This is a genomic window from Polaromonas sp. AER18D-145 (genome assembly GCF_002379095.1).
GTDB lineage: Bacteria > Pseudomonadota > Gammaproteobacteria > Burkholderiales > Burkholderiaceae_C > Polaromonas.
In genome coordinates this window covers 21,348-41,779 of record NZ_NBZV01000034.1, presented here as the reverse complement: position 1 = coordinate 41,779, position 20,432 = coordinate 21,348, and the positions used below count along the sequence as shown (strand labels likewise).

The following is a 20,432-nucleotide window of genomic DNA, read 5'->3' as shown; positions in this document are numbered from 1 at the left end:
GTCCTTTTTTAAAGCGGCCGGGAAAACTCAGGCCGAGAAGCTGGAGCCGCAACCGCAGGTGCTGGTGGCATTGGGGTTCTTGATCACGAACTGGGCGCCTTCGAGGTCGTCCTTGTAATCAATTTCAGCGCCCACCAGGTACTGGTAGCTCATGGCATCGATCAGCAGCGACACGCCATTTTTGGTCATGGTGGTGTCGTCTTCGTTGGTGATTTCGTCGAAGGTGAAGCCGTACTGGAAGCCGGAGCAGCCGCCACCTTGAACAAACACGCGCAGCTTCAGGTCCGGATTGCCTTCTTCGGCAATCAGGTCCGCCACCTTGGCCGCCGCGCTGTCGGTAAAGACAAAGGGGGCGGGCATTTCGGTCTGGATGTTTTCAGCTACTGCGCTCATGGGGAACTCCGTTTTTCACAACTTGATGTTTTTAATACTACAGCAATTCGATCAACCATAAGGCCCATACTGGCTTCCACCAGACTGTAAGCACTTACTGACAGGGACCCACCCTCAGGCGTTGTTGGCTGCCAGTTTCAGGAGGGGCTTGTCGCTGACCTCGTGGTTGGTGGGACGCAACTGACCAAAGATGACGGCGCCCTGATGCATTTCAAGCGCTTTGTAGGCCACATCACCCTGGATCTTGGCCTTGGGCTGCAACTCGAGAAGTTCCGCCGCGTGCACCGGCCCCATGACGCGACCGTTGATGATGACATGGTCGGCATAGATAGCCCCGGTGACACAGGCCGACTCGCTGATCACCAGAATGCTGGGGCTGCCCTCGTTGGCGCGGATGTCACCAATCACTTCGCCATCGATGCGCAAGCCGTCGGTGAACTTCAGGTTGCCTTCTATGCAACTGCCCTGGGCAATCAGGCTTTTGATCGGGGGCTGCGATTTTTTACCGAACATGGACAAATCCTGTGAGATTCTGAGTGTTGAAGCGGGGATTCAGAGCTTGATGGTCTGGACGGAGCGGACGGCCGTTCCCTCGACGACTTTGGCGGTCACCGTTTTTACCACGGCCAGGGGGGGTAGGTCGAGCACCCCCTCGATGCGGCGGTACTGCTTGAATTGCAGGAGCTGGGCGCCGCCCGACAAGCCTGTTGTCCATGGCTTGCCGGCCAGGGTGCCGCTGAAAATCAGTTCCAGCTTGCCATTGAACACCGGAGCGTCCTTGACCGGCTGGATCACCAGCACCTGCCACTTGACCTGCAGGTCGGTCAGGGCTTCGGCCTGCAGGCTGCGGATGGCGGCGCTTTCCGCACCGCCGGCAGGCAGGAGCTTTTCAAAGAAGCCGAGATCGTCGCGCAGCAACCGGTTGTCCGCTTCGAGCTGGCGGATCTGGGCCACCATCTTGTCCTGCGCGGCCTTCTCGGTGGTCAGCAGGCTGCCCGAAATATTGGCGATCGATTGCGATTTGTCGCGCTCCGCGCGCAGTGCGGCGACCTCTTCCCGCAGCCTGGTCAGCTCCAGCTTGGCATCCTTGTCCAGCCCCGCGATGCTGACGCCGAGCTCGAAGGTCCACAGCGCGATGGCCGCAGAAAACCCCAGCATCATCGCGCCCAGCGCCCAGCGCAGCGGCCAGGGCAAAGACGTGCGAATGGCCATGCGCGGAGAGCTGATGGTCAGGCGACGGCGAAACAGACGGAATTTCAAAAGCGACCTTGGGTTGTCTTCCAGGGAGTGCATTGTGCACTCAGATGTCGCCTCCGCTGAACGCTGCCCGGCAGGCAACGGCAAGGATTTGTATCGGCAGCAGCCCCGAGGGCTTGCTGCAAATGCCATGAAAAAAGCCGCCTGGCGCAAACCAGGCGGCTTTTCGGGGACAGCAAAAGCGGATTAACGCTTGCTGAACTGCTTGCGACGGCGTGCCGAACGGAAGCCGACTTTCTTACGCTCGACTTCACGCGCATCACGCGTGACAAACCCGGCCTGGCTCAGCGCCGGCTTGAGGGTGGTGTCATAGTCGATCAGCGCGCGGGTAATGCCGTGGCGGATCGCACCGGCCTGGCCGGACTCGCCGCCGCCGTGCACGTTGACCATGATGTCGAAGGTTTCGACATGGTTGGTCAGGTACAGGGGCTGCTTGCAGATCATGATCGAGGTTTCGCGACCGAAGAAGGTCTGGATGTCACGGTCGTTGACCGTGATCTTGCCAGTGCCTTTTTTGATGAACACACGGGCGACGCTTGATTTGCGACGGCCGGTGCCATTGTTCCATTCACCAATCATCTCAAGGCTCCTTAAATTTCCAGCACTTTAGGCTGTTGGGCGGTGTGCGGATGCTCTGCACCACCGTACACCTTGAGTTTTTTGATCATGGCGTAACCGAGCGGGCCCTTGGGCAGCATGCCCTTGACGGCTTTTTCCAGGGCGCGGCCCGGGAACTTGGTTTGCATGTCGCGGAAATTCGTCGCCGAGATACCGCCGGGGTAACCCGAATGGCGATAGTAGATCTTGTCAGTCGACTTGGCGCCGGTGACACGAAGCTGGGCTGCGTTGATGATGACGATGAAGTCACCGGTATCGACGTGAGGCGTATAAATGGCCTTGTGTTTGCCGCGCAAACGGAGAGCAACTTCGCTGGCTACTCGTCCGAGGACCTTGTCGGTCGCGTCAATCACAAACCACTCATGCACCACGTCAGCGGGTTTTGCGCTGAAAGTTGTCATGGTTTACTTTTCAAAAGTTGGTTTGAGCAGCCCTTTTCCACGGTCGGTGTTTCTCTGATGGAAACCTCTTAGGTGGGGTTCAAGCTTCGCCGCGGGGCCAGCCGATCGCTGCGAAGCCTTCCATTATACAAAATCCGGGGCTGCGTGCGCAGCATTGCGGGTCCGCGCCGCCGAAACGCCCTGTTCCGGCCGTTCGGCGGCCGGTTCCGGGTCTTTTGGGGCCTTTTGGAGCGAGGAGCCTGTCGGGCTTGGGGCGTCGAAAGCGAAAATCGGCCCCAGCGAGGACAGTTTTTGCCGGATGTGCAGGCCCATAGCCCAGCGATGGGACAAAAAGACGGTGAAAAATGGACCGCTGCGGTCGATTTGCAGCCGACGATTCCCAAGCCCGACAGGCTCCTAGAACCCGTCGGCCCGCCGGCTGTTCTGCAGCCGGGCGTTGTTTTCAACACACAGGGGGAGCCTGGCCATCTCCGGCTTCTGGCACTGCTGGAAAATACACATGGGTCGGGCCACGAAGTTGCTGTCGGCACACAAGGCGAGCGGATCGGGGGGCTTCACACGCTGCAACACCTCCACCCGCTCCGGTGCCACGGCAACCACCGGTGGCGGTAGTGGCGACGGGCTCGCGGTATCGACAGTCGGCGCTGTCTTTTTCGGTGGGGCGCGCCTGGCGGCGGGGCTTGGCCGCTGTTCCGTTGGCAAAGGTGCCCTGGCAGCAACTGCGACCTGTTGCACCGGTGCCACCGCCACGGGTTGGGCAAGTTTGGCGGGCGGTAGTTCCGCGACCCGCTGCACGGGCGCAGCAAGGGCCGGGGACTGCGCGACCCCGGTCTCGGGCGCGCGGACGCCGCGTCCCAGCATCAGCCCCAGCAACAGGGCCACGAAGGCCACGGCCACCACGCTCGCACCCACACGCCACGAGGGACCGAACCGGGCGGGCGCGGCCGCGGTGGGAGCCGACGCCGAGACGGAAGCAACCGGCCGCGGGGCAGCAGGATCCCGTCGCCGGGGCGCAGCCGCCAGTGGCTGTGTCGGATCATTGCGGGGCGCCGCTGCCGGGGGCTGCGGTGAAGGCGACGGCGACTCCGCCCTGGTCGCCGGCCGCGGGACAGACAAACCCGGCAGCGCCCAGATCGGGCCCAGCTCGGCACGCCAGTCGAAACGGGACATGCCATTGGGCGTTTCGAGCGCCATGAGTTGCACCAGGGCCCCCACGCTTTGCGGCCTGTCCTTGGCGTCGATCGCCAGCGCCTGGCTGATCGCCTGCACAAACGGCTGCGAATAACCGAGGCCAAACTGCTCCTGCACCGTGCGCGCCACACGGGCAAAAGGCGGCAGGCGGTCGCGCACGGCCCGAAAGGTGGCCGGCAGCGGTGGCTTGTTGCAAAGCACGCCGTGCACCACGGCGGCCAGCGCATACAGGTCGGTCCACGGCCCCTGGCGCATGTCGGGCGCGCCGGCGTGCTGCTCAAGCGGCGCGTAACTGAGCTTGAAGGCATCGGTCAGGTCCTGCGTCTTGCCGCCCATGGCATGGCGCGCCGCGCCCAGGTCCAGCAGCACCGGCGGGCCGATGTCCTGCAGGAAGATGTTGTCGGGCGAGACATCGCGGTGCACCGCGCGTCCCTGGTGCAGGGTCTTGAGTGCGCCCAGCACCGCCCACAGGACTTTGCGCAGCCAGGCCTCGGTCGGCGGGCTGCGCATCTGGCTGCGCGCCGCCTGCAGCGTGATGCCGCGGTAGAGGGGCATCACCATGTAGGCGGTCTGGTGCGCCTCCCAGTAACGAAAAACCTTGACCAGCGAGGGATGGTCGAACTGCGCCAGCAGCCGCGCCTCGGCCACAAACGACTGCAGCCCGGCCTGAAAGGCCGCCTGGTCGGCCGGGTCGCGAACCACCACCGCGCCATCCGCGCCGCGACAGACCAGCGTAGCCGGCATGAACTCCTTGATGGCCACCGGCCGCTGCAGCGAGTGGTCAAACGCCTGGTAGACCATGCCAAACCCGCCGACCCCCAGCAACCCCAGCACTTCAAACTCGCCCAGGCGCGTGCCCACCGGCAAGGCATCCACGTGCGTGATCAGTGAAACGGGGGTCGGACTGGGCGGGGCGGTCATGAACGGGAACGGGCTGGGGCAATGTAAGGGCTGTAATTAGGCATGGACACCCTGCTGCCGTCAAGGCGCCCGGACGGCCGCAGCGCGGCGGCCGTCGGTATTGTGTTGCAGATTGCAAGCATCCGGCCTGGCAGCCCGGCGCGATTAAAAAGAGCCTGTCGGGCGGCGCCCGTTAACATAGCGACATGTTCAGTTATCGCCACGCCTTCCATGCCGGCAACCATGCCGATGTGCTCAAGCACACCACGCTGATTGCGTTGATGAAGTATTTGACCCAGAAAGATACGGCATTGACCGTGATCGACACGCACGCCGGCGCCGGGCTGTACCGCCTCGACGGCGACTACACCGAAACCAGCGGCGAAGCGCAGGAAGGCATCTTCCGCCTGGTTTCCGCATCAAAACCGCCTGCAGCCGTTTCTGCATCAACGCCAGCAGCTATCAAAAAAGCAGCAGCCCCCAAAGCCCCAGGCGCAACGAAAGCACCGGCCGAAGAGCCCCTGGCCCCTGCGCTGCAGGACTATGTCGACCTGCTGCGCGGCCTGAACCCACAGTTCGCCGCAAGCGGCGATCCGGCGCACTTGAAGATTTACCCCGGCTCGCCGTTCATCGAACAGCAGTTTCTCAGCGGCCGCGACAAGCTCAAGCTGTTCGAGCTGCATCCGACCGATTTCAAGTCGCTGACCGGCAACATCGCACAACTGGGCGTGGGCCGTCAGGTCACGGTGGCGTGCGAGGACGGGTTTGAGGTGCTGAAGACCTTCTTGCCGCCGCCGGCGCGCCGCGCCATGGTGCTGTGCGACCCGAGCTACGAGATCAAGAGTGACTATGCCCGCGTCGCCGCCTGCATGGGCGATGCCGTCAAGCGTTTTGCCACCGGCACCTACGTGGTCTGGTACCCCATCATTCCGCGCCCCGAGGCCCATGACCTGCCGCGCAAGCTCAAGACGCTGGCGACCAAGGCGGGCCGCAGCTGGCTCAACGCCACGCTCACGGTCAAGTCCAGCAAGCTCACCACCGACGAGGCCGGCGACGTCAAACGCCCGGGCCTGCCGGCCAGCGGCATGTTTGTGATCAACCCGCCGCACACGCTCAAGGCCGACCTGCAGGCGGCCCTGCCACAGCTGGTGGCGCGCCTGGGACAGGATCGCAACGCCGGCTTCACGCTGGACCACGGCGGCTGACCGGCAACTGCCGCCGGCAAAGGATCTGCGCATGCATGTGATCCTGGTGGTGGAGGACGGCGACGCGATCCGCAGCAACCTCGCCCGCCTGCTGACGCTGGAGGGTTTCGAGGCGGTCGCGGCCGCCGATGGCCGGTCCGGCCTCGCCCAGGTCAGCGGCAAAGCCGTGACGGCCCGCTCCGACCTGTACAGCCAGGGCGTCATGCTGTTCGAGATGCTGGCCGGACGGCGCCCCTTCATCGCGGAATCGCTGGAACTGCTGCTGGCCAGGCACCTGCACGCCGACACGCCGGTGCTGCCCGCGGCGCACGCCGCGCTGCTGCACATCGTCAACAAACTGATGGCGAAAACCCCGACCACCGGTATGCATCGGCCGACGCCCTGCTCGCGGACCTCGCACGGGCGAGCTGAAAGCCCCCTGCGGCGGAGTCAACAATTAACCGACCGACCGGTCGGTTAATTCGCTATACTCCGGCCTACCCCGTCCTGCAGACCGGGTGACAGGAGACAAGACATGTACACACAATCACTCGACGTGCCCGACGCGTCGGCCCCGGCCCTGGCGTCGGTCCCGGCAGCCCCCGACGCGTTGCAGACCCGCTTCGACGAAAAAATCGACGCCGACCAGAAGATCGAGCCGCAGGACTGGATGCCCGAGGCCTACCGCCGCACCCTGGTGCGCCAGATCAGCCAGCACGCGCACAGCGAGATCATCGGCATGCAGCCCGAAGGCAACTGGATTTCGCGCGCACCCTCGCTCAAACGCAAGGCGATTTTGCTGGCCAAGGTGCAGGACGAAGGCGGCCACGGCCTCTACCTGTATTCGGCCGCCGAAACCCTGGGCGTGGGCCGCGATGCGTTGCTCGATGCACTGCACACCGGCAAGGCCAAGTACAGCTCCATCTTCAACTACCCGACGCTGCAGTGGGCCGATGTCGGCGTGATCGGCTGGCTGGTCGACGGCGCGGCCATCATGAACCAGGTGCCCATCTGCCGCTGCTCCTACGGGCCGTATGCGCGCGCCATGATCCGCATCTGCAAGGAAGAAAGTTTTCACCAGCGCCAGGGCTTTGAAAGCCTGATGGTGCAGATGCAGGGCACGCCCGAGCAGCGCGCCATGGTGCAGGACGCGGTGAACCGCTGGTGGTGGCCGGTGCTGGCGATGTTCGGCCCGCCCGATGCGGCCAGCACCAACACCGCACAAGGCATGCGCTGGGGCATCAAGCGCATTTCCAACGACGAGCTGCGCCAGAAGTTTGTCGACGCCACGGTGCCGCAGGCCGCGGTGCTGGGCGTGACCTTGCCCGACCCCGATCTGAAGTGGAACGAGGAACGCCAGCAGCACGACTACGGCGCGATCGACTGGGACGAGTTCTGGGCCGTGGTCAACGGCAACGGCCCCTGCAACAAGGAGCGCCTGGCGAATCGCGTGAAAGCGCATGAGGATGGCCAGTGGGTGCGCGATGCGGCACAGGCGCATGCCACCAAGCAACGCGCACGCGCACTGAAGGAGGCCGCATGAATACCATCTCTCCCGTTCGCCCTGAGCCTGTCGAAGGGCTTGCCGGGGCTTCGACAAGCTCAGCCCGAACGGTGGTGGGCGACTGGCCTCTGTGGGAAGTGTTCGTACGCAGCAAACAAGGACTGGAACACAAACACTGCGGCAGCCTGCACGCCGCCGATGCGCAGCAGGCGCTGCAGATGGCGCGCGACGTTTACACACGGCGCCAGGAGGGCGTGAGCATCTGGGTGGTGCCATCTAGCACCATCACCGCCAGCGAGCCGGACGACAAGGCCGCGTTTTTTGAGCCCATGGCCGACAAGATCTACCGGCACCCGACCTTTTACGAGATCCCTGACGAAGTGGGCCACATGTGAATACCGTTGAAGCTCCCGTTAGAACGGCCCCGCTGGACCACCTGCTGCACCTGGCCGACAACGCGCTGGTGCTTGGCCAGCGCAATGCCGAGTGGTGCGGCAACGGCCCGGTGCTGGAGGAAGACATCGCGCTGGCCAACATGAGCCTGGACCTGATCGGCCAGGCGCGCATGTTGTACCAGCATGCCGCCGTGGTGGCAGGAGAGGACGCGACGGAAGATTCGCTGGCCTACTTCCGCGATGCCACCGACTTCCGCAACTACACCCTGCTGGAACTGCCGCATGCGTCCGACACCTCGGAGCGCGACTACGCCACCACCATCGTCCGCAATTTTCTCTACAGCGCATTGATGCTGCTGCAGTGGGAAGTGCTGCAGACATCGAAAGATGCGCAGCTGGCCGCGATTGCCGGCAAGTCGTTCAAGGAAGTGCGTTACCACTTTCGCCACTCGCGCGACTGGCTGGTGCGCCTGGGCGACGGTACCGCCGACTCGCAGGCCCGCACCCAGGCCGCCCTGAACCGTTTGATGCCCTACACCGCTGAATTCTGGGCGCCAAGCGCTGTGGAAAAAGAAGCCTCGGCAGAGGGGCTGACAACAGCCACCGCGTCCCTGCAAAACCGCTGGGACGAACTGGTCAACGACGCCCTGCAGGAAGCCGGGCTGCAGCGCCCGGCCCCCGGCACAGCCTTGCCGCAGGGCAAAAACGGACAACACGGCGACCACCTGGCGCCGCTGCTGGCCGAAATGCAAAGCCTGGCGCGCGCCCATCCGGACGCTCTATGGTGAGCGCTTCGCACCCACCACGCGCTCCAGAGAGCCGTGATGGAACACCTCCCGCAAGCGGGAAGGTGGTGGTGATGAACACCCTGCAACAGGTCTGGGACGTGCTCGAAGCCGTGCCCGACCCGGAGATCCCGGTGGTGTCCATCCGCGAGTTGGGCATTCTGCGCGACGTGCGCCATGTCGAGGGCGGCGTGGAAGTCATCATCACGCCGACCTACAGCGGTTGCCCGGCCATGGGGCAGATCGAGGACGACATCCGCGCCGCGCTGGCGCAGCACCAGCTCAGCGCGCGCATCACCACCCAGCTGGCGCCGGCCTGGACCACCGACTGGATGAGCGCGGCCGCGAAAGCCAAGCTGCGCAGCTACGGCATTGCGCCGCCGCACACCACCACGCCCGGCAGCGACAAGGTCATCCGCTTTGCGCCCCGGCACCAGGCGGCGGAGGCCGTGGCCTGCCCGCAGTGCGGCTCGGTCAACACGACCGAGACCTCGCACTTTGGCGCCACCGCCTGCAAGGCGCTGTACAAGTGCCTGGACTGCCTGGAGCCCTTCGACTACTTCAAGAGTTATTGATGCCCCCACGTTCGCTCACTCCGTGTAGCTCTCTGCCCCCCGAGGGGGCGCTGCGCCTGCGGCCCGGCAAAGCCGGTTCCGCGGCCCCGGCTGGTCAAGAAAACACCGGCAACTGACTTCACATGTCCTACTTCCATTCACTCACCATTTCACGCGTCACGCCCGAAGCGGCCGGCGCTGTGGCCGTCAGCTTTGCCATCCCGCCCGAACTGCGGAACCTGTATGGCTTCACGCCGGGCCAGTTCCTCACGCTCAGGGCCACGATAGACGGCGCGCCGGTGCGCCGCAGCTATTCCATTTGCAGCAGCACGCAGCGCCTGGCCGCCGAACACGACATCGAGGTCGGCATCAAGCCGGTCGAAGGCGGCGTCTTCTCCAACTGGGCCACGCAGCTGCAGCCCGGCGACACCCTGGACGTGATGCCGCCGGACGGCCGCTTCACGCCGCGCCTGAGCGGTGCGGTGCACCGCGTCGGCTGGGCGGCCGGCTCGGGCATCACGCCGCTGCTGTCCATCATCGCCAGCACGCTGGCCGGCGAAGCCGGCGCCACCTTCACGCTGGTGTACTGCAACCAGCGCAGCAGCAGCATCCTGTTCAATGAAGCGCTGCAGGACCTCAAGGACCGTTATCCGTCCCGCCTCAGCCTGGTCCACCTGCTTTCGCGCCAGTCGCAGGATGTCCCGCTGTTCAACGGCCGGCTCGACGCGGCCAAGGTCAGCGAACTGCTGACCACGCTGATCCCGCCGGCCAGCATCGACGAAACCTTTGTCTGCGGGCCGGAAGCCATGATCGAAGGCTGCCTGCAGGCCCTGCTGGCGGCTGGCGTACCGAAGGAACGCATCCACGCCGAACGTTTCACCAGCGCGGCGCAACCCGCCAATGCTATGAAATCAGGAGCTGCTAGCGCAACAGAGGAGGGCGCTGGAGGCCAAAAAGGCTTGAAAAACAGGGAGGCCATGGGTGCCATCCGCCTGTCGGTGCAGCTGGATGGCAAGGCGCACGAGTTGCGCATGTTTGCGCATGAACGCGTGCTGGACGTGGCACTGGCCGCCGGCCTGGACCTGCCCTACAGCTGCAAGGGCGGCGTCTGCTGCACCTGCCGAGCCAAGGTGCTCGAGGGACAAGTCTCCATGGAAAAAAACTTCACGCTGGAAGACTGGGAAGTGCAAAAAGGCTTTGTGCTGAGTTGCCAGGCGCGGCCCCTGAGCGACAGCGTGCGCATCAGCTACGACGACCGCTAGATTTCAGGGCCCCCACGCTTTTCACTTCGTGTCATGCGCTGCGCCTGCGGCCCCTGCTTGAAGGGGATGCGCCCATGCTCGTCGCTGCGTCTCCCCTGCCCTCCGGGCGGTCTCAGTGGGTTCTCGAATTCCAGACGTGGAGTTCGAAAAAAGCATTCTGGGTTGCAATTTTCATCTGACGGAAAACTGCACGCGTGGCGTGGTCTGCGGCCTGTTCCCAGCGGGCAATCGCCAGGGTTTCTTCGGCCGAGCGCGGGACATCGGGGTTTTCGGCGCGCATCGAACGCGCCGCCAGCCATTCCACATAAGCGCCGCGCACCGCGGACGCGCCGCCCAGCGCGTACTCCATCACGTCAAGGAATTTTTGCTCGGCGGTCTGGCGCTGCGCGTCTGTCAGCCCAACGGCCGACTGCAGGGATGCGTTGTATTTGCTCTGCGTTCTCATGAGGATGGGTTGGCAACGTGAGGAAAGGCTGGATTCTATCGCCAGCCGGCCGCAACGCCCTTAATATTTCAGCGCCGTGCTTTTGCCCCAGAACACGCGGTAGGCAAACACCGTGTAGCCGATGATCATGGGCAGCACCACCAGCGCACCCACCAGAATGACACCCATCGCTTCGGGCGCCGTGGCCGCCTGCCAGATCGTGATCCGGTCAATGACCAGCCACGGAAACAGGCTGTAGGCCAGGCCGTAAAACGCCAGCAGGAACACGCCCACCGTCGCGCCGAAGGGCACCCAGGCGCCGTATTCATTGCCCTGGCCCAGGCGCACCGGCAGCCGCTGCAGGCTGCGGAAAATGATGGCGAACAGCACGGCGGTGACCGCCGGAATCGGCAGCAGCAACACGATGTTGGGAAAGGAAAACCATTTTTCGAAAATGCGCTGGCTGACCAGCGGCGTGGCGATCGAGATGGCGGCCACGCCGGCCATGGTGAACAGCAGGCTGGCACGCGCCCAGCGCACGGCCTGCAGTTGCAGCGCACCTTCGGTCTTGATGATGAGCCAGCCGGCACCCAGCAGGCAGTAGGCGGCCACCAGCGCCAACCCGATCACGGCGTTGAACACCATGGTCCACCAGGTGTCGGCAAAACCCGTGATCAGCGAACCCAGCATGTAGCCTTGGGCCCAGCTGGCCAGCAACGAACCGGTGTAGAACAGGCGGTTCCACAGCGGCTTGTGCGCGGCGCGCGCCTTCACGCGGAAGTCAAAGGCCACACCGCGCAGCGTCAGCCCGATCAGCATGAAGGCCACCGGCAGATACAGCGCGCCGAGGATCACGCCATGCGCCAGCGGGAACACCGTCAGCAAAATGCCGACGCCCAGCACCAGCCAGGTTTCATTGGCGTCCCAAAAGGGGCCGATGCTGGCAATCATGGTGTCCTTGTCGTCGTCGCTGGCGCGGCGCATCAAGACGCCCACGCCCAGGTCGTACCCGTCCAGGATCACGTAGGCCAGCATCGCCAGGCCCATGACCACCAGGAAAACAATGGGCATCCAGCCCGCGGCTTGGGTCAGGTCGGGCGCAAAGTCAAGCACGGGGAGCTCCTTCCTGTTCAGGGTAGGTCACGGGATTGGGCGTGTCTTCCAGGCCGGTGCCAAACGGCTTGTCGGTATGTTTTCTGTGGCGCGCCAGGTAAAACACCACCGAGATGTAGGCCACGATCAGCGCCGCATACAGCGTGAGGTAAAGGGACAGCGTGAGGGCGATGCGCGGCGCGGGCACGCTGGATGCCGCCTCGGCCGCCGTCAGCACACCGGTCACCAACCAGGGCTGCCGGCCGATCTCGGTGACGTACCAGCCGGCAATCAGCGCCACCCAGCCGGCAAAGGTCATGGCCACCAGCAGCTTCGCATGCCAGGGCCTCAAGTTGCGTTCCGGGTCTTTCCTCCATGGGGCGAGCTGCCAGGTGCTGGCCCAGCTGACCAGCAGCATCAGCACACCCACGCCGACCATGATGCGGAAGGCCCAGAACACCGGCGCCACCGGCGGGTGTTTGCCTTCGAACTGGTCCAGGCCCTTGACCTCGCCATCCAGCGAATGCGTCAGGTACAGCGAGGCCAGTTTCGGGATGGCGATTTCGTAGCGGTTTGCCTTCGCCTTTTCATCGGGCAGGGCAAACAGCACGGCCGGCGCGCCTTTTTCGGTTTTCCAGATGCCTTCCATGGCTGCCAGCTTGGCCGGCTGGTGCTCCAGCGTGTTCAGCCCGTGCAGGTCGCCCGCGATGATCTGCAGCGGAATCAGCAGCGCCGCCATGTAGACACCGGTCTTCAGGCTGGCCATGACCTCGGCGCCGCGGTCCTGGCGCAGCCAGCGGTAGGCGGAGATGCCGGCCACCAGAAAGGCCACCGTCAGGCCCGAGGCCAGCAGCATGTGGACCAGGCGGTAGGGGAACGAGGGATTGAAAATCACCTCGAACCAGCTCGTCACATGGGCCTGGCCGTTGATCATTTCAAAGCCGGCCGGCGTCTGCATCCAGGAGTTGAGCGCCAGGATCCAGAACGCCGACAGCGTGGTCCCGCCGGCCACCAGCAGCGTGGCCACGGTGTGCAGGGTCTCGCTGACGCGTTCGCGGCCGAACAACATCACGCCCAGCATGGTCGCCTCCAGGAAGAAGGCCGTCAGCACTTCATAGGCGAGCAGCGGCCCGGCGATGTTGCCGACCTTTTCCATGTAGCCCGGCCAGTTGGTGCCGAACTGGAAACTCATGGTGATGCCGCTGACCACGCCCAGCGCAAAGGTCAGCGCAAAAATCTTCACCCAGAACTGGTAGGCGTCCATCCAGTGTTGCTGGCCGGTCTTGACGAAGCGCAGCTTGAAGAACAGCAGCACCCAGGCCAGCGAAATGCTGATCGTCGGAAACAGGATGTGAAAAGTGATGTTGGCCGCGAACTGGATGCGCGCCAGCAGGAATGCGTCGAATCCGTCCATCATCAGCTCCGGTTGTTTTCTTCGGGAACAGCGGCCGGCGGTGCTGCCAGCTTGGGGGCAGCGGCGCGGCCTGTCAAGCCGGCCTTCACCGTGCTGGTCACCTTGTCCTTGACCTCCAGCAGCTTCTGCACCTTGGCGCCCATCTTCATCAGGCTGACCAGCGTGGCCGAGTCCATCTTCTGCACGTCGGCCAGCCAGCCGGTCATGAGTTCGATCAGGTCGTGCATCTGCTTCATGCGCGCCTGGGCGTGGATGTCATCCAGCGCCGACGGCTGCTCCATCAGCGCGTCGCGCAGCATGGACAGCGTCGGATCGATCTCGCGCTTGCGCCGCTCCTCGGCCAGGGTGCGGAAAATGGCCCACACGTCTTCCGGCGCCTGAAAATACTCACGCCTGTCGTTGGGCAGGTGCTGCAACCGCACCAGGTTCCACGACTGCAACTCTTTCAGCCCCATGCTGACGTTGGAGCGCGAAAACGCCAGCGCCTCGGCAATGTCGTCGGCATTGAGCGCGCGCGGCGACACATACAGCAGCGCATAAATCTGCCCCACGGTGCGGTTGATGCCCCAGCGGCTGCCCATCTCGCCGAAGTGCAGGACAAAACGCTGGGTCAGGGGGGCGAGGTTCATGGCGGTCCGTGTCTTCTGAGTTTTCAGTAATTACTGAAATTCTAGTAAGCCAAGGATGTTGGCGCCGGCGCTGAGGCCTTGCCATACCTGCACGAGGGGCTATTGCGGATTCGGCCAACAACAAATCGCGCTGCTCAGCTGCAGGGATGCACGGTGCGCGGACAAGCCATGGACGCCAGACTGTGGGTGGGTCAGGCTTGCCCATGGCCGGGCGGGCCCCGTTCTTCCATCGCGGTTTTTTGTCTGCAGTCGATCAAGCCGCACCTGTGCGATTCAGCACGGCCAGACAATTGCTATTTAGCGATCTATTCAGGAGCTGCCGGTGCCCGTGAAATAAGGGCTGAAGGCCAATTTGATTTACAGACGCTTAGCGCACCCTGGGCACCGGCACGCGTCCGGCGCTGCGCTGGGATTTCCTGACCGGTCGCGGCGGTGCGGCAACCGGGGCCGGAGTGGATTCCGGAACCAGCAACACCACTTCCTTGAAGCCCAGGCCCAGCATGCCGAGTTCTGCCGCCGCAGCGCGGCTCACGTCGATGATGCGGTTGCGGCTGAAAGGGCCGCGATCGGTGATGCGCAGATCCACGTCACGACCGTTGACCAGGCTGTGCACCCGCACCATGGTGCCAAACGGCAAGGTGCGGTGCGCGGCCGTGAAGGCGTGCATGTCGTAGCGTTCGCCGCTGGCCGTCAGCCGGCCATGAAAACCGGGGCCGTACCACGAGGCGGCGCCGCGCTCGAACTCGCGCGCTGGTTCACCCGCCAGCAACGCTGGCCGCGGCAGATCGCTGGCCGAACCCATGGACAGCGGCGCAGCGTCCGTCGGCGTGCCCCCGGCCTCGGGGCTGGCCGGCGCGGGCGTCGGTGGGGCCATCATCGGCACAGGACCGGGCGCGGCGCGGCCAGGTGACGGTGGCGCTGTCGTACAGGCCGCCAGCAGCACCAGCAGGCCGAGGGCCATGGCCTGCCCGATGGTGCGCGACTTCAGCAGGCTGGCCAAACCAGGCATCGCTTCAAATCGGCTGCAGACGCCGGATGATTTCCGTGGTCGCAGCGGCCTGGTTCATCGTATAAAAATGAATGCCGGGTACACCCGCAGTCTGCAGCTGGTCGCACAGGTCGGTGATCACGTCGAGGCCGAAGCTTTTGATCGATGCCGTGTCGTCGCCGAAACCCTGCAGGCGCAGGCGGATCCAGCGCGGAATCTCGGCACCGCAGGCATCGGAAAACCGCATCAGCTGGGTGGAGCTGGTGATCGGCATGATGCCGGGCACCACGGGCACATCCACGCCGAGCCGGCGGGTGTCCTCCACAAAGCGGAAGTAGGCGTCCGCGTTGAAAAAATACTGGGTGATGGCCGAATTGGCGCCGGCCTTGACCTTGGCGGCGAAGGCCTGCAGGTCGGCATCGGCCGATTTGGCCTGCGGGTGGATTTCGGGGTAGGCCGCCACTTCGATGTGAAAGGCATCGCCGGTGAACTCACGGATGAAAGCCACGAGGTCGCTGGCGTAATGAAACTCGCCACCCATGCCGTAACCGCTGGGCAGGTCACCGCGCAGGGCCACCAGGCGCTTGACGCCCATGGCCTGCAGGGCGGCGAGCTGCTCGCGCACCGTGGCCTTGGTCGCGCCGACACAGGAGAAGTGGCAGGCGGCAGCCATGCCTTCCTTCAGGATTTCGCCAACCGTGCCAAAGGTGCCTTCCTGGGTGGAACCACCCGCGCCAAAGGTGACCGAGCAGAACTCGGGCTGGTGCGCGTACAGCGCCTGGCGTGTCAGGCGCAGCTTGTCGGCGCCTTCAGGTGTCTTGGGCGGGAAAAATTCAAAGCTGATCGGAAGATTCATCACCAGTCTCACTTGTTCTTCGGGGCTGCGCAGCGCGGATCAGTCGTCTTTGTCGCGGCGTTTGCCGCGCGCCGGACCGTGCTGGCCCGCGTGTGCTTCTTCAGAGTCCTCATGCGCCTCATGCATCGCGCGCAGTTCGCTGCGCGGTGTGCGTTTGGCGGCCTTGCGCGGCGGCGCCGCCGGCAGCGGCTGGTCTTCACCGGTCGTGTGGTGGCCTTTGACCGCGTGAATGAAAAACTCGCGGTTGCCGTCCCCGCCTTCAATCGGCGAGGCCAGCCAGGCTTTCACGTCCAGCCCCAGCGCAGCGCAGGCATCGCGCAGGCGTTTTTCGACAAACTCGAAATGCGCGGCATCACGCACAATGCCGCCCTTGCCGATCTGGCCGGGTTGCAGCTCAAACTGGGGTTTGACCAGCATCAGCAGATCACCGCCGGCTTTCAGCAGCCGCACCACGGCGGGCAACACCAGCGTCAGGGAAATAAAGGACAGGTCGCCGGTCAGGAAATCGAAGTCGGCTTCGACGGCCTCGCCCTCGTCCGCCTCGAAATCGTCATCGTCAAATTGGCCTTCAGCCTCCGCTGCATGGGCGGGGCCCGCTATCAAATCAGAAGCAGTCATGGACCGGGCGTTGAGGCCTTCGATACACACCACGCGCGGGTCGCCGCGCAGGCTGGGGTGCAACTGGCCATGGCCCACGTCCACGCCAACCACCTGCACGGCACCGTGCTGCAGCAGGCAGTCGGTGAAGCCGCCGGTGGATTGCCCGATGTCCAGGCAGCGCAGGCCCGTCACGCTCAGGCCGGTGCTTTTGAGCGCACCTTCGAGCTTGAGCCCGCCGCGCGAGATGTACTTGGCTTCGGTGGTGTCGGGGATCTGCAACTCGGCGCCGTCCGGAATCTCGTCGCCATTTTTGGCGACCTTCTTCCAGGGCGCGCTTTCCTCGGCGCGCCACTGCACACCCGAAGCGATCAGGCGCTGGGCCTGGGAACGGGTGGCGGCAAAGCCGTTGTCGACGAGGAATAAGTCAGCGCGCATCTAGGCATCGAGCTCCATGGTTTTGCCCCCTCGCCCTTTGGGAGAGGGTGAGGGTGAGGGCTGCCGGCGGCCGGCCCTCACCCCGGCCCTCTCCCGGGGGGAGAGGGAGAACTACGGCCGTTCAATAACGGTACGTATTTGCCTTGTATGGGCCAGCCTTGCTGACACCAATGTAGGCCGCCTGCTCGTCGCTGAGTTCGCTCAGCATCGCGCCGACTTTCTTCAGGTGCAGACGCGCGACTTTTTCGTCGAGGTGTTTCGGCAGCACATACACCTTGCCCACTTCGTAGTCGGCCTGTTTGGTGAACAGCTCGATCTGCGCGATGGTCTGGTTGGCGAAGCTGGACGACATCACGAAGCTCGGGTGACCGGTGCCGCAGCCGAGGTTCACCAGGCGGCCTTTGGCCAGCAGGATGATGCGTTTGCCGTCCGGGAAGATCACATGGTCGACCTGCGGCTTGATCTCTTCCCAGGTGCATTTTTCCAGCGCGGCAACGTCGATCTCGTTGTCGAAGTGGCCGATGTTGCAGACGATGGCCTGGTCTTTCATGGCCGCCATGTGGTCATAGGTGATGACGTTCTTGTTGCCGGTGGCGGACACGAAAATGTCGCACTTGTCGGCGGCGTATTCCATGGTCACGACCTTGTAGCCTTCCATCGCGGCCTGCAGGGCGTTGATCGGGTCGATCTCGGTCACCCAGACTTGCGCAGACAAGGCGCGCAGCGCCTGGGCCGAGCCCTTGCCCACGTCGCCGTAACCGGCCACGCAAGCCACCTTGCCGGCGACCATCACGTCGGTAGCGCGCTTGATCGCATCCACCAGCGATTCGCGGCAGCCGTACAGGTTGTCGAACTTGGACTTGGTCACCGAGTCATTGACGTTGATGGCGCGCAGGGCCAGCGTGCCCTTGGCCGACATCTCGTTCAAACGCAACACGCCGGTGGTGGTTTCTTCGGTCACGCCGAGGATGTTTTTCAGGCGGCGGCTGTACCAGGTCGGGTCGATGGCCAGCTTGGCCTTGATCGCGTTGAACAGGCAGATCTCTTCTTCGCTGGTCGGCTTGGAAATCAGGCTGGCATCGGTTTCGGCCTTGGTGCCCAGGTGCATCAGCAGCGTCGCGTCGCCGCCATCGTCCAGGATCATGTTCGGGCCTTCTTCGGGCGTGCCTTTGGCGCCGCTGAATTCGAAGATGCGGTGGGTGTAGTCCCAGTAGTCGGCCAGGGTCTCACCCTTGATCGCGAACACCGGTGTGCCGGCGGCCACAATCGCGGCTGCGGCATGGTCCTGCGTCGAGAAAATGTTGCACGATGCCCAGCGCACGTCGGCGCCCAGGGCCTGCAGCGTCTCGATCAGCACGCCGGTCTGGATGGTCATGTGCAGCGAACCGGTGATGCGGGCGCCCTTCAGCGGTTGCGCTTTCGCGAACTCTTCGCGGATGGCCATCAGGCCGGGCATTTCGGTCTGGGCAATGTTCAGTTCCTTGCGGCCCCAGGCGGCAAGCGAAATGTCGGCAATCACGTAGTCAGCGGCGGTCTGGGCGGGTTTCAATACGGCATTCATTGGGGTATCTCCAAGATCAAGGGTCCAATTGGGCAAAATAGCCACGGCCACAAGGCTACAAATTGGCGGGGAGTCTGTTGGATCTCACCCGGCTTGAAAGCACATGCGGGTGAGCGTGGTTGCAAATGAAAGTCCTGAGCCTAGACCACATGTCGTGGGTTGCAACGCTCCTCAGGAACCGACGATTGTACAGGCATGCGACACTTTCGTCATGAAAGCCCTGAAAACCTGGCCCGCGCAAGACCGGCAACACATCACCGGCGTTTTTACCGACATCGACGACACCCTGACCACCGACGGCGCGATCACACCCGACGCGCTGCAGGCCCTTGGCGACCTGAAGGCCGCCGGCCTGCATGTGATTCCCATCACCGGGCGGCCGGTGGGCTGGAGCGAACCTTTTGCGTTGCGCTGGCCGGTCGATGCCATCGTCGCTGAAAACGGCGCCGTGGCCCTGCTTGCAAGCCAAATCGGGCACCAGCCCTCGACTGGCGGACGCGAGCAGCTATCAAAACTGTATCAACAGGATGCGCCGACACGCCTGGCCAACTACGCCTGCATGCAGCAGGTGGCCCGGCGTGTGATGCATGACGTGCCTGGCGCCGTGTTATCCGAGGACAGCCCCGGCCGCGAAACCGACATTGCGATCGACCACAGCGAGTTTGTGCACCTGCCGTCGGCGCAGATCGCGCAGGCGGTGCAGATCATGCAAAGCGAAGGCATGAACGCCACGGTGAGTTCCATCCACATCAACGGCTGGTTCGGCGCGCACAACAAGCTCGAGGGCGCGCGCTGGATCGTGCGCGAGCTGTTCGGTCGCGACCTCGACGCGGAGAGGGGGCACTGGGTCTATGTCGGCGACTCGACCAACGACCAGCTGATGTTCGAGGCCTTTGCCCATTCGGTGGGCGTGGCCAACATCCGCCGCTTTGAAGCCGAACTGAGCCACAAGCCGCGTTACATCACCGAGGGGGAACGTGGCGCGGGCTTTGCCGAAGTCGCGGCGGCGCTGCTGGCGGCGCGAAGCGTCCCGGCCTGAGCAAGCCTGGGAGTCTGGGGCGGCGGAAGGTACGTCGGCTGCAAAGCTTCGACGCCTTCTGCCGCCCAGACTCCTAGCGCGCGGCGACCGACAGGGTCGATGGTTTGGCCGCACTGAGAACCTTGCCATCTGCGGCATTGCTGACCATTTCCAGCCGCATGTTGTAGTCGCCCGCGGGCGGGTTGAGCCAGGTTTCGGTCTGGCCGCCGGTGAAGTTGAGCACCTCCGGCTTGCGCCCGGCACGCTCCATGGTCAGCCGGAAATGGCCTGTATCCGCAGCCTTGGCAGCCACATGCGACACGCTGTAGCCGCTGGCATGGAACTGAAACGGGCCCTTGACGGTTTCACGGTCCGCCGGGCTCAGCAGCTCGACGCGTGGAGGCCCCTGCACCGCAGCCGGTGTGACAGCCTTGTTCTGTTTGCTGACGGTCAGCTGGAGCGGCTTGCTGTAGACAAAGTAGGGGATGTGGCCCTGGTCAGCAAGCAGCAGGCGGAACTGGTACTTGCCGGGTGGCAGGTTGACGAGCATTTCCATCTGTCCCTTGCCGAAGTGGATGTATTGGTCGGTGAAAGGCAGGGGTTTCTTGAAGTCCAGCGGCAAATCCTGATTCACCAGCAAATGGTGATGGCCAGCGCGGCCCGCGGTCTTGCCTGCGGGCACCAGACCGCGCATGGACAGGCCAAACCGCGCGACAAACGGCGCTTCATACACCCCGCCATCCCGCAGATTGGTGAAGTAGGTTTCAGCCGAACGAGGCGATGGCACCTCCCAGGGATGAAACGTGACTTCAGCCTCGTCCGTTGGCGAGGCAGGGCTCTGCGCGGCAACCGGCATGGCGATGGCCAGCAGCAAGGCTGAGAGCGAAAAACCGGGCATGCAACGGTTCAGGGAAATCGGGGTCATGGTGTTTTTCCGTTCGATTGAAACAAAAGGTAATAATATTACTGTT

The 20,432-nt window shown here is 64.0% G+C and carries 23 protein-coding genes and 1 riboswitch; of the genes, 8 read left to right on the top strand and 15 right to left on the bottom strand.

What is annotated here, in order from left to right:
- Positions 1-27 precede the first annotated feature (27 nt).
- From erpA to B7G52_RS16145, 6 genes are all read right to left on the bottom strand, one after another.
- Positions 28-393 carry an iron-sulfur cluster insertion protein ErpA gene (gene erpA, locus B7G52_RS16170; protein ID WP_096698577.1) on the bottom strand — a complete coding sequence of 122 codons (366 nt, stop codon included), beginning with the start codon at positions 391-393 and terminating at the stop codon, positions 28-30.
- Positions 394-507: 114 nt separating this feature from the next.
- On the bottom strand, positions 508-906 hold the full coding sequence (locus tag B7G52_RS16165) for a polymer-forming cytoskeletal protein (RefSeq protein WP_096698576.1): 399 nt from the start codon (positions 904-906) through the stop codon (positions 508-510).
- Positions 907-945: 39 nt separating this feature from the next.
- Positions 946-1,653 carry a DUF6776 family protein gene (locus tag B7G52_RS16160; protein ID WP_096698575.1) on the bottom strand — a complete coding sequence of 236 codons (708 nt, stop codon included), beginning with the start codon at positions 1,651-1,653 and terminating at the stop codon, positions 946-948.
- Between the two features lie 183 nt (positions 1,654-1,836).
- Positions 1,837-2,229: a 30S ribosomal protein S9 gene (gene rpsI, locus B7G52_RS16155; protein WP_096667344.1), complete on the bottom strand. Its 393-nt coding sequence runs from the start codon at positions 2,227-2,229 to the stop codon at positions 1,837-1,839.
- Between the two features lie 11 nt (positions 2,230-2,240).
- Complete coding sequence (rplM, locus tag B7G52_RS16150; protein ID WP_077593211.1) at positions 2,241-2,669, bottom strand: 50S ribosomal protein L13; 429 nt, start codon at positions 2,667-2,669, stop codon at positions 2,241-2,243.
- Positions 2,670-3,065: 396 nt separating this feature from the next.
- Positions 3,066-4,781: a serine/threonine-protein kinase gene (locus tag B7G52_RS16145; RefSeq protein WP_096698574.1), complete on the bottom strand. Its 1,716-nt coding sequence runs from the start codon at positions 4,779-4,781 to the stop codon at positions 3,066-3,068.
- Between the two features lie 185 nt (positions 4,782-4,966).
- Here B7G52_RS16145 and B7G52_RS16140 point away from each other — a divergent pair, with 185 nt between their 5' ends.
- From B7G52_RS16140 to B7G52_RS16110, 7 genes are all read left to right on the top strand, one after another.
- Positions 4,967-5,965, top strand: coding sequence for a 23S rRNA (adenine(2030)-N(6))-methyltransferase RlmJ (locus B7G52_RS16140; RefSeq protein ID WP_096698573.1), 999 nt, complete (start codon positions 4,967-4,969; stop codon positions 5,963-5,965).
- Between the two features lie 31 nt (positions 5,966-5,996).
- Complete coding sequence (locus B7G52_RS16135) at positions 5,997-6,425, top strand: hypothetical protein (RefSeq protein ID WP_096698572.1); 429 nt, start codon at positions 5,997-5,999, stop codon at positions 6,423-6,425.
- Positions 6,426-6,479: 54 nt separating this feature from the next.
- Positions 6,480-7,487: a 1,2-phenylacetyl-CoA epoxidase subunit PaaA gene (gene paaA, locus B7G52_RS16130; protein WP_096698571.1), complete on the top strand. Its 1,008-nt coding sequence runs from the start codon at positions 6,480-6,482 to the stop codon at positions 7,485-7,487.
- Positions 7,484-7,843 (top strand): 1,2-phenylacetyl-CoA epoxidase subunit PaaB, encoded by a 360-nt coding sequence (paaB, locus tag B7G52_RS16125; protein ID WP_096698570.1) that lies wholly within the window; start codon positions 7,484-7,486, stop codon positions 7,841-7,843. Before paaA ends, paaB begins: the two co-directional genes overlap by 4 nt.
- Entirely contained in the window at positions 7,840-8,631 is a 792-nt protein-coding gene (gene paaC / locus B7G52_RS16120) for a 1,2-phenylacetyl-CoA epoxidase subunit PaaC (protein WP_096698569.1), read from the top strand. Before paaB ends, paaC begins: the two co-directional genes overlap by 4 nt.
- Positions 8,625-9,203: a 1,2-phenylacetyl-CoA epoxidase subunit PaaD gene (gene paaD / locus B7G52_RS16115; RefSeq protein WP_096698568.1), complete on the top strand. Its 579-nt coding sequence runs from the start codon at positions 8,625-8,627 to the stop codon at positions 9,201-9,203. The genes paaC and paaD overlap by 7 nt, the downstream gene beginning before the upstream one ends.
- 122 nt (positions 9,204-9,325) lie before the next feature.
- Entirely contained in the window at positions 9,326-10,444 is a 1,119-nt protein-coding gene (locus B7G52_RS16110) for a 2Fe-2S iron-sulfur cluster-binding protein (RefSeq protein WP_096698567.1), read from the top strand.
- Positions 10,445-10,556: 112 nt separating this feature from the next.
- Here the strand turns inward: B7G52_RS16110 and B7G52_RS16105 are convergent, their stop codons facing one another.
- The 8 genes from B7G52_RS16105 to ahcY form a co-directional block, all read right to left on the bottom strand.
- On the bottom strand, positions 10,557-10,889 hold the full coding sequence (locus B7G52_RS16105) for a hypothetical protein (RefSeq protein ID WP_096698566.1): 333 nt from the start codon (positions 10,887-10,889) through the stop codon (positions 10,557-10,559).
- Positions 10,890-10,949: 60 nt separating this feature from the next.
- Complete coding sequence (locus tag B7G52_RS16100; protein ID WP_096698565.1) at positions 10,950-11,981, bottom strand: cytochrome d ubiquinol oxidase subunit II; 1,032 nt, start codon at positions 11,979-11,981, stop codon at positions 10,950-10,952.
- Positions 11,974-13,374 (bottom strand): cytochrome ubiquinol oxidase subunit I, encoded by a 1,401-nt coding sequence (locus tag B7G52_RS16095; protein WP_096698603.1) that lies wholly within the window; start codon positions 13,372-13,374, stop codon positions 11,974-11,976. Before B7G52_RS16095 ends, B7G52_RS16100 begins: the two co-directional genes overlap by 8 nt.
- 2 nt (positions 13,375-13,376) lie before the next feature.
- A complete protein-coding gene (locus B7G52_RS16090; RefSeq protein WP_096698564.1) occupies positions 13,377-14,003 on the bottom strand; it encodes a GbsR/MarR family transcriptional regulator in 627 nt (208 codons plus the stop codon).
- Positions 14,004-14,370: 367 nt separating this feature from the next.
- Positions 14,371-15,012 (bottom strand): septal ring lytic transglycosylase RlpA family protein, encoded by a 642-nt coding sequence (locus B7G52_RS16085; RefSeq protein WP_240523488.1) that lies wholly within the window; start codon positions 15,010-15,012, stop codon positions 14,371-14,373.
- A gap of 4 nt (positions 15,013-15,016) precedes the next feature.
- Positions 15,017-15,847 carry a methylenetetrahydrofolate reductase [NAD(P)H] gene (gene metF / locus B7G52_RS16080; protein WP_096698563.1) on the bottom strand — a complete coding sequence of 277 codons (831 nt, stop codon included), beginning with the start codon at positions 15,845-15,847 and terminating at the stop codon, positions 15,017-15,019.
- A gap of 39 nt (positions 15,848-15,886) precedes the next feature.
- Entirely contained in the window at positions 15,887-16,882 is a 996-nt protein-coding gene (locus tag B7G52_RS16075; protein ID WP_096698562.1) for a TlyA family RNA methyltransferase, read from the bottom strand.
- Positions 16,883-17,003: 121 nt separating this feature from the next.
- Positions 17,004-18,443, bottom strand: coding sequence for an adenosylhomocysteinase (gene ahcY / locus B7G52_RS16070; protein WP_096698561.1), 1,440 nt, complete (start codon positions 18,441-18,443; stop codon positions 17,004-17,006).
- A 104-nt stretch (positions 18,444-18,547) separates the two neighbouring features.
- A riboswitch (S-adenosyl-L-homocysteine riboswitch) is annotated at positions 18,548-18,622 on the bottom strand.
- A gap of 32 nt (positions 18,623-18,654) precedes the next feature.
- Here ahcY and B7G52_RS16065 point away from each other — a divergent pair.
- Positions 18,655-19,482 (top strand): HAD-IIB family hydrolase, encoded by an 828-nt coding sequence (locus B7G52_RS16065; RefSeq protein ID WP_096698560.1) that lies wholly within the window; start codon positions 18,655-18,657, stop codon positions 19,480-19,482.
- 73 nt (positions 19,483-19,555) lie between these two features.
- Here the strand turns inward: B7G52_RS16065 and B7G52_RS16060 are convergent, their stop codons facing one another.
- Positions 19,556-20,386, bottom strand: coding sequence for a DUF4399 domain-containing protein (locus B7G52_RS16060; RefSeq protein ID WP_240523487.1), 831 nt, complete (start codon positions 20,384-20,386; stop codon positions 19,556-19,558).
- Between the last annotated feature and the right edge of the window lie 46 nt (positions 20,387-20,432).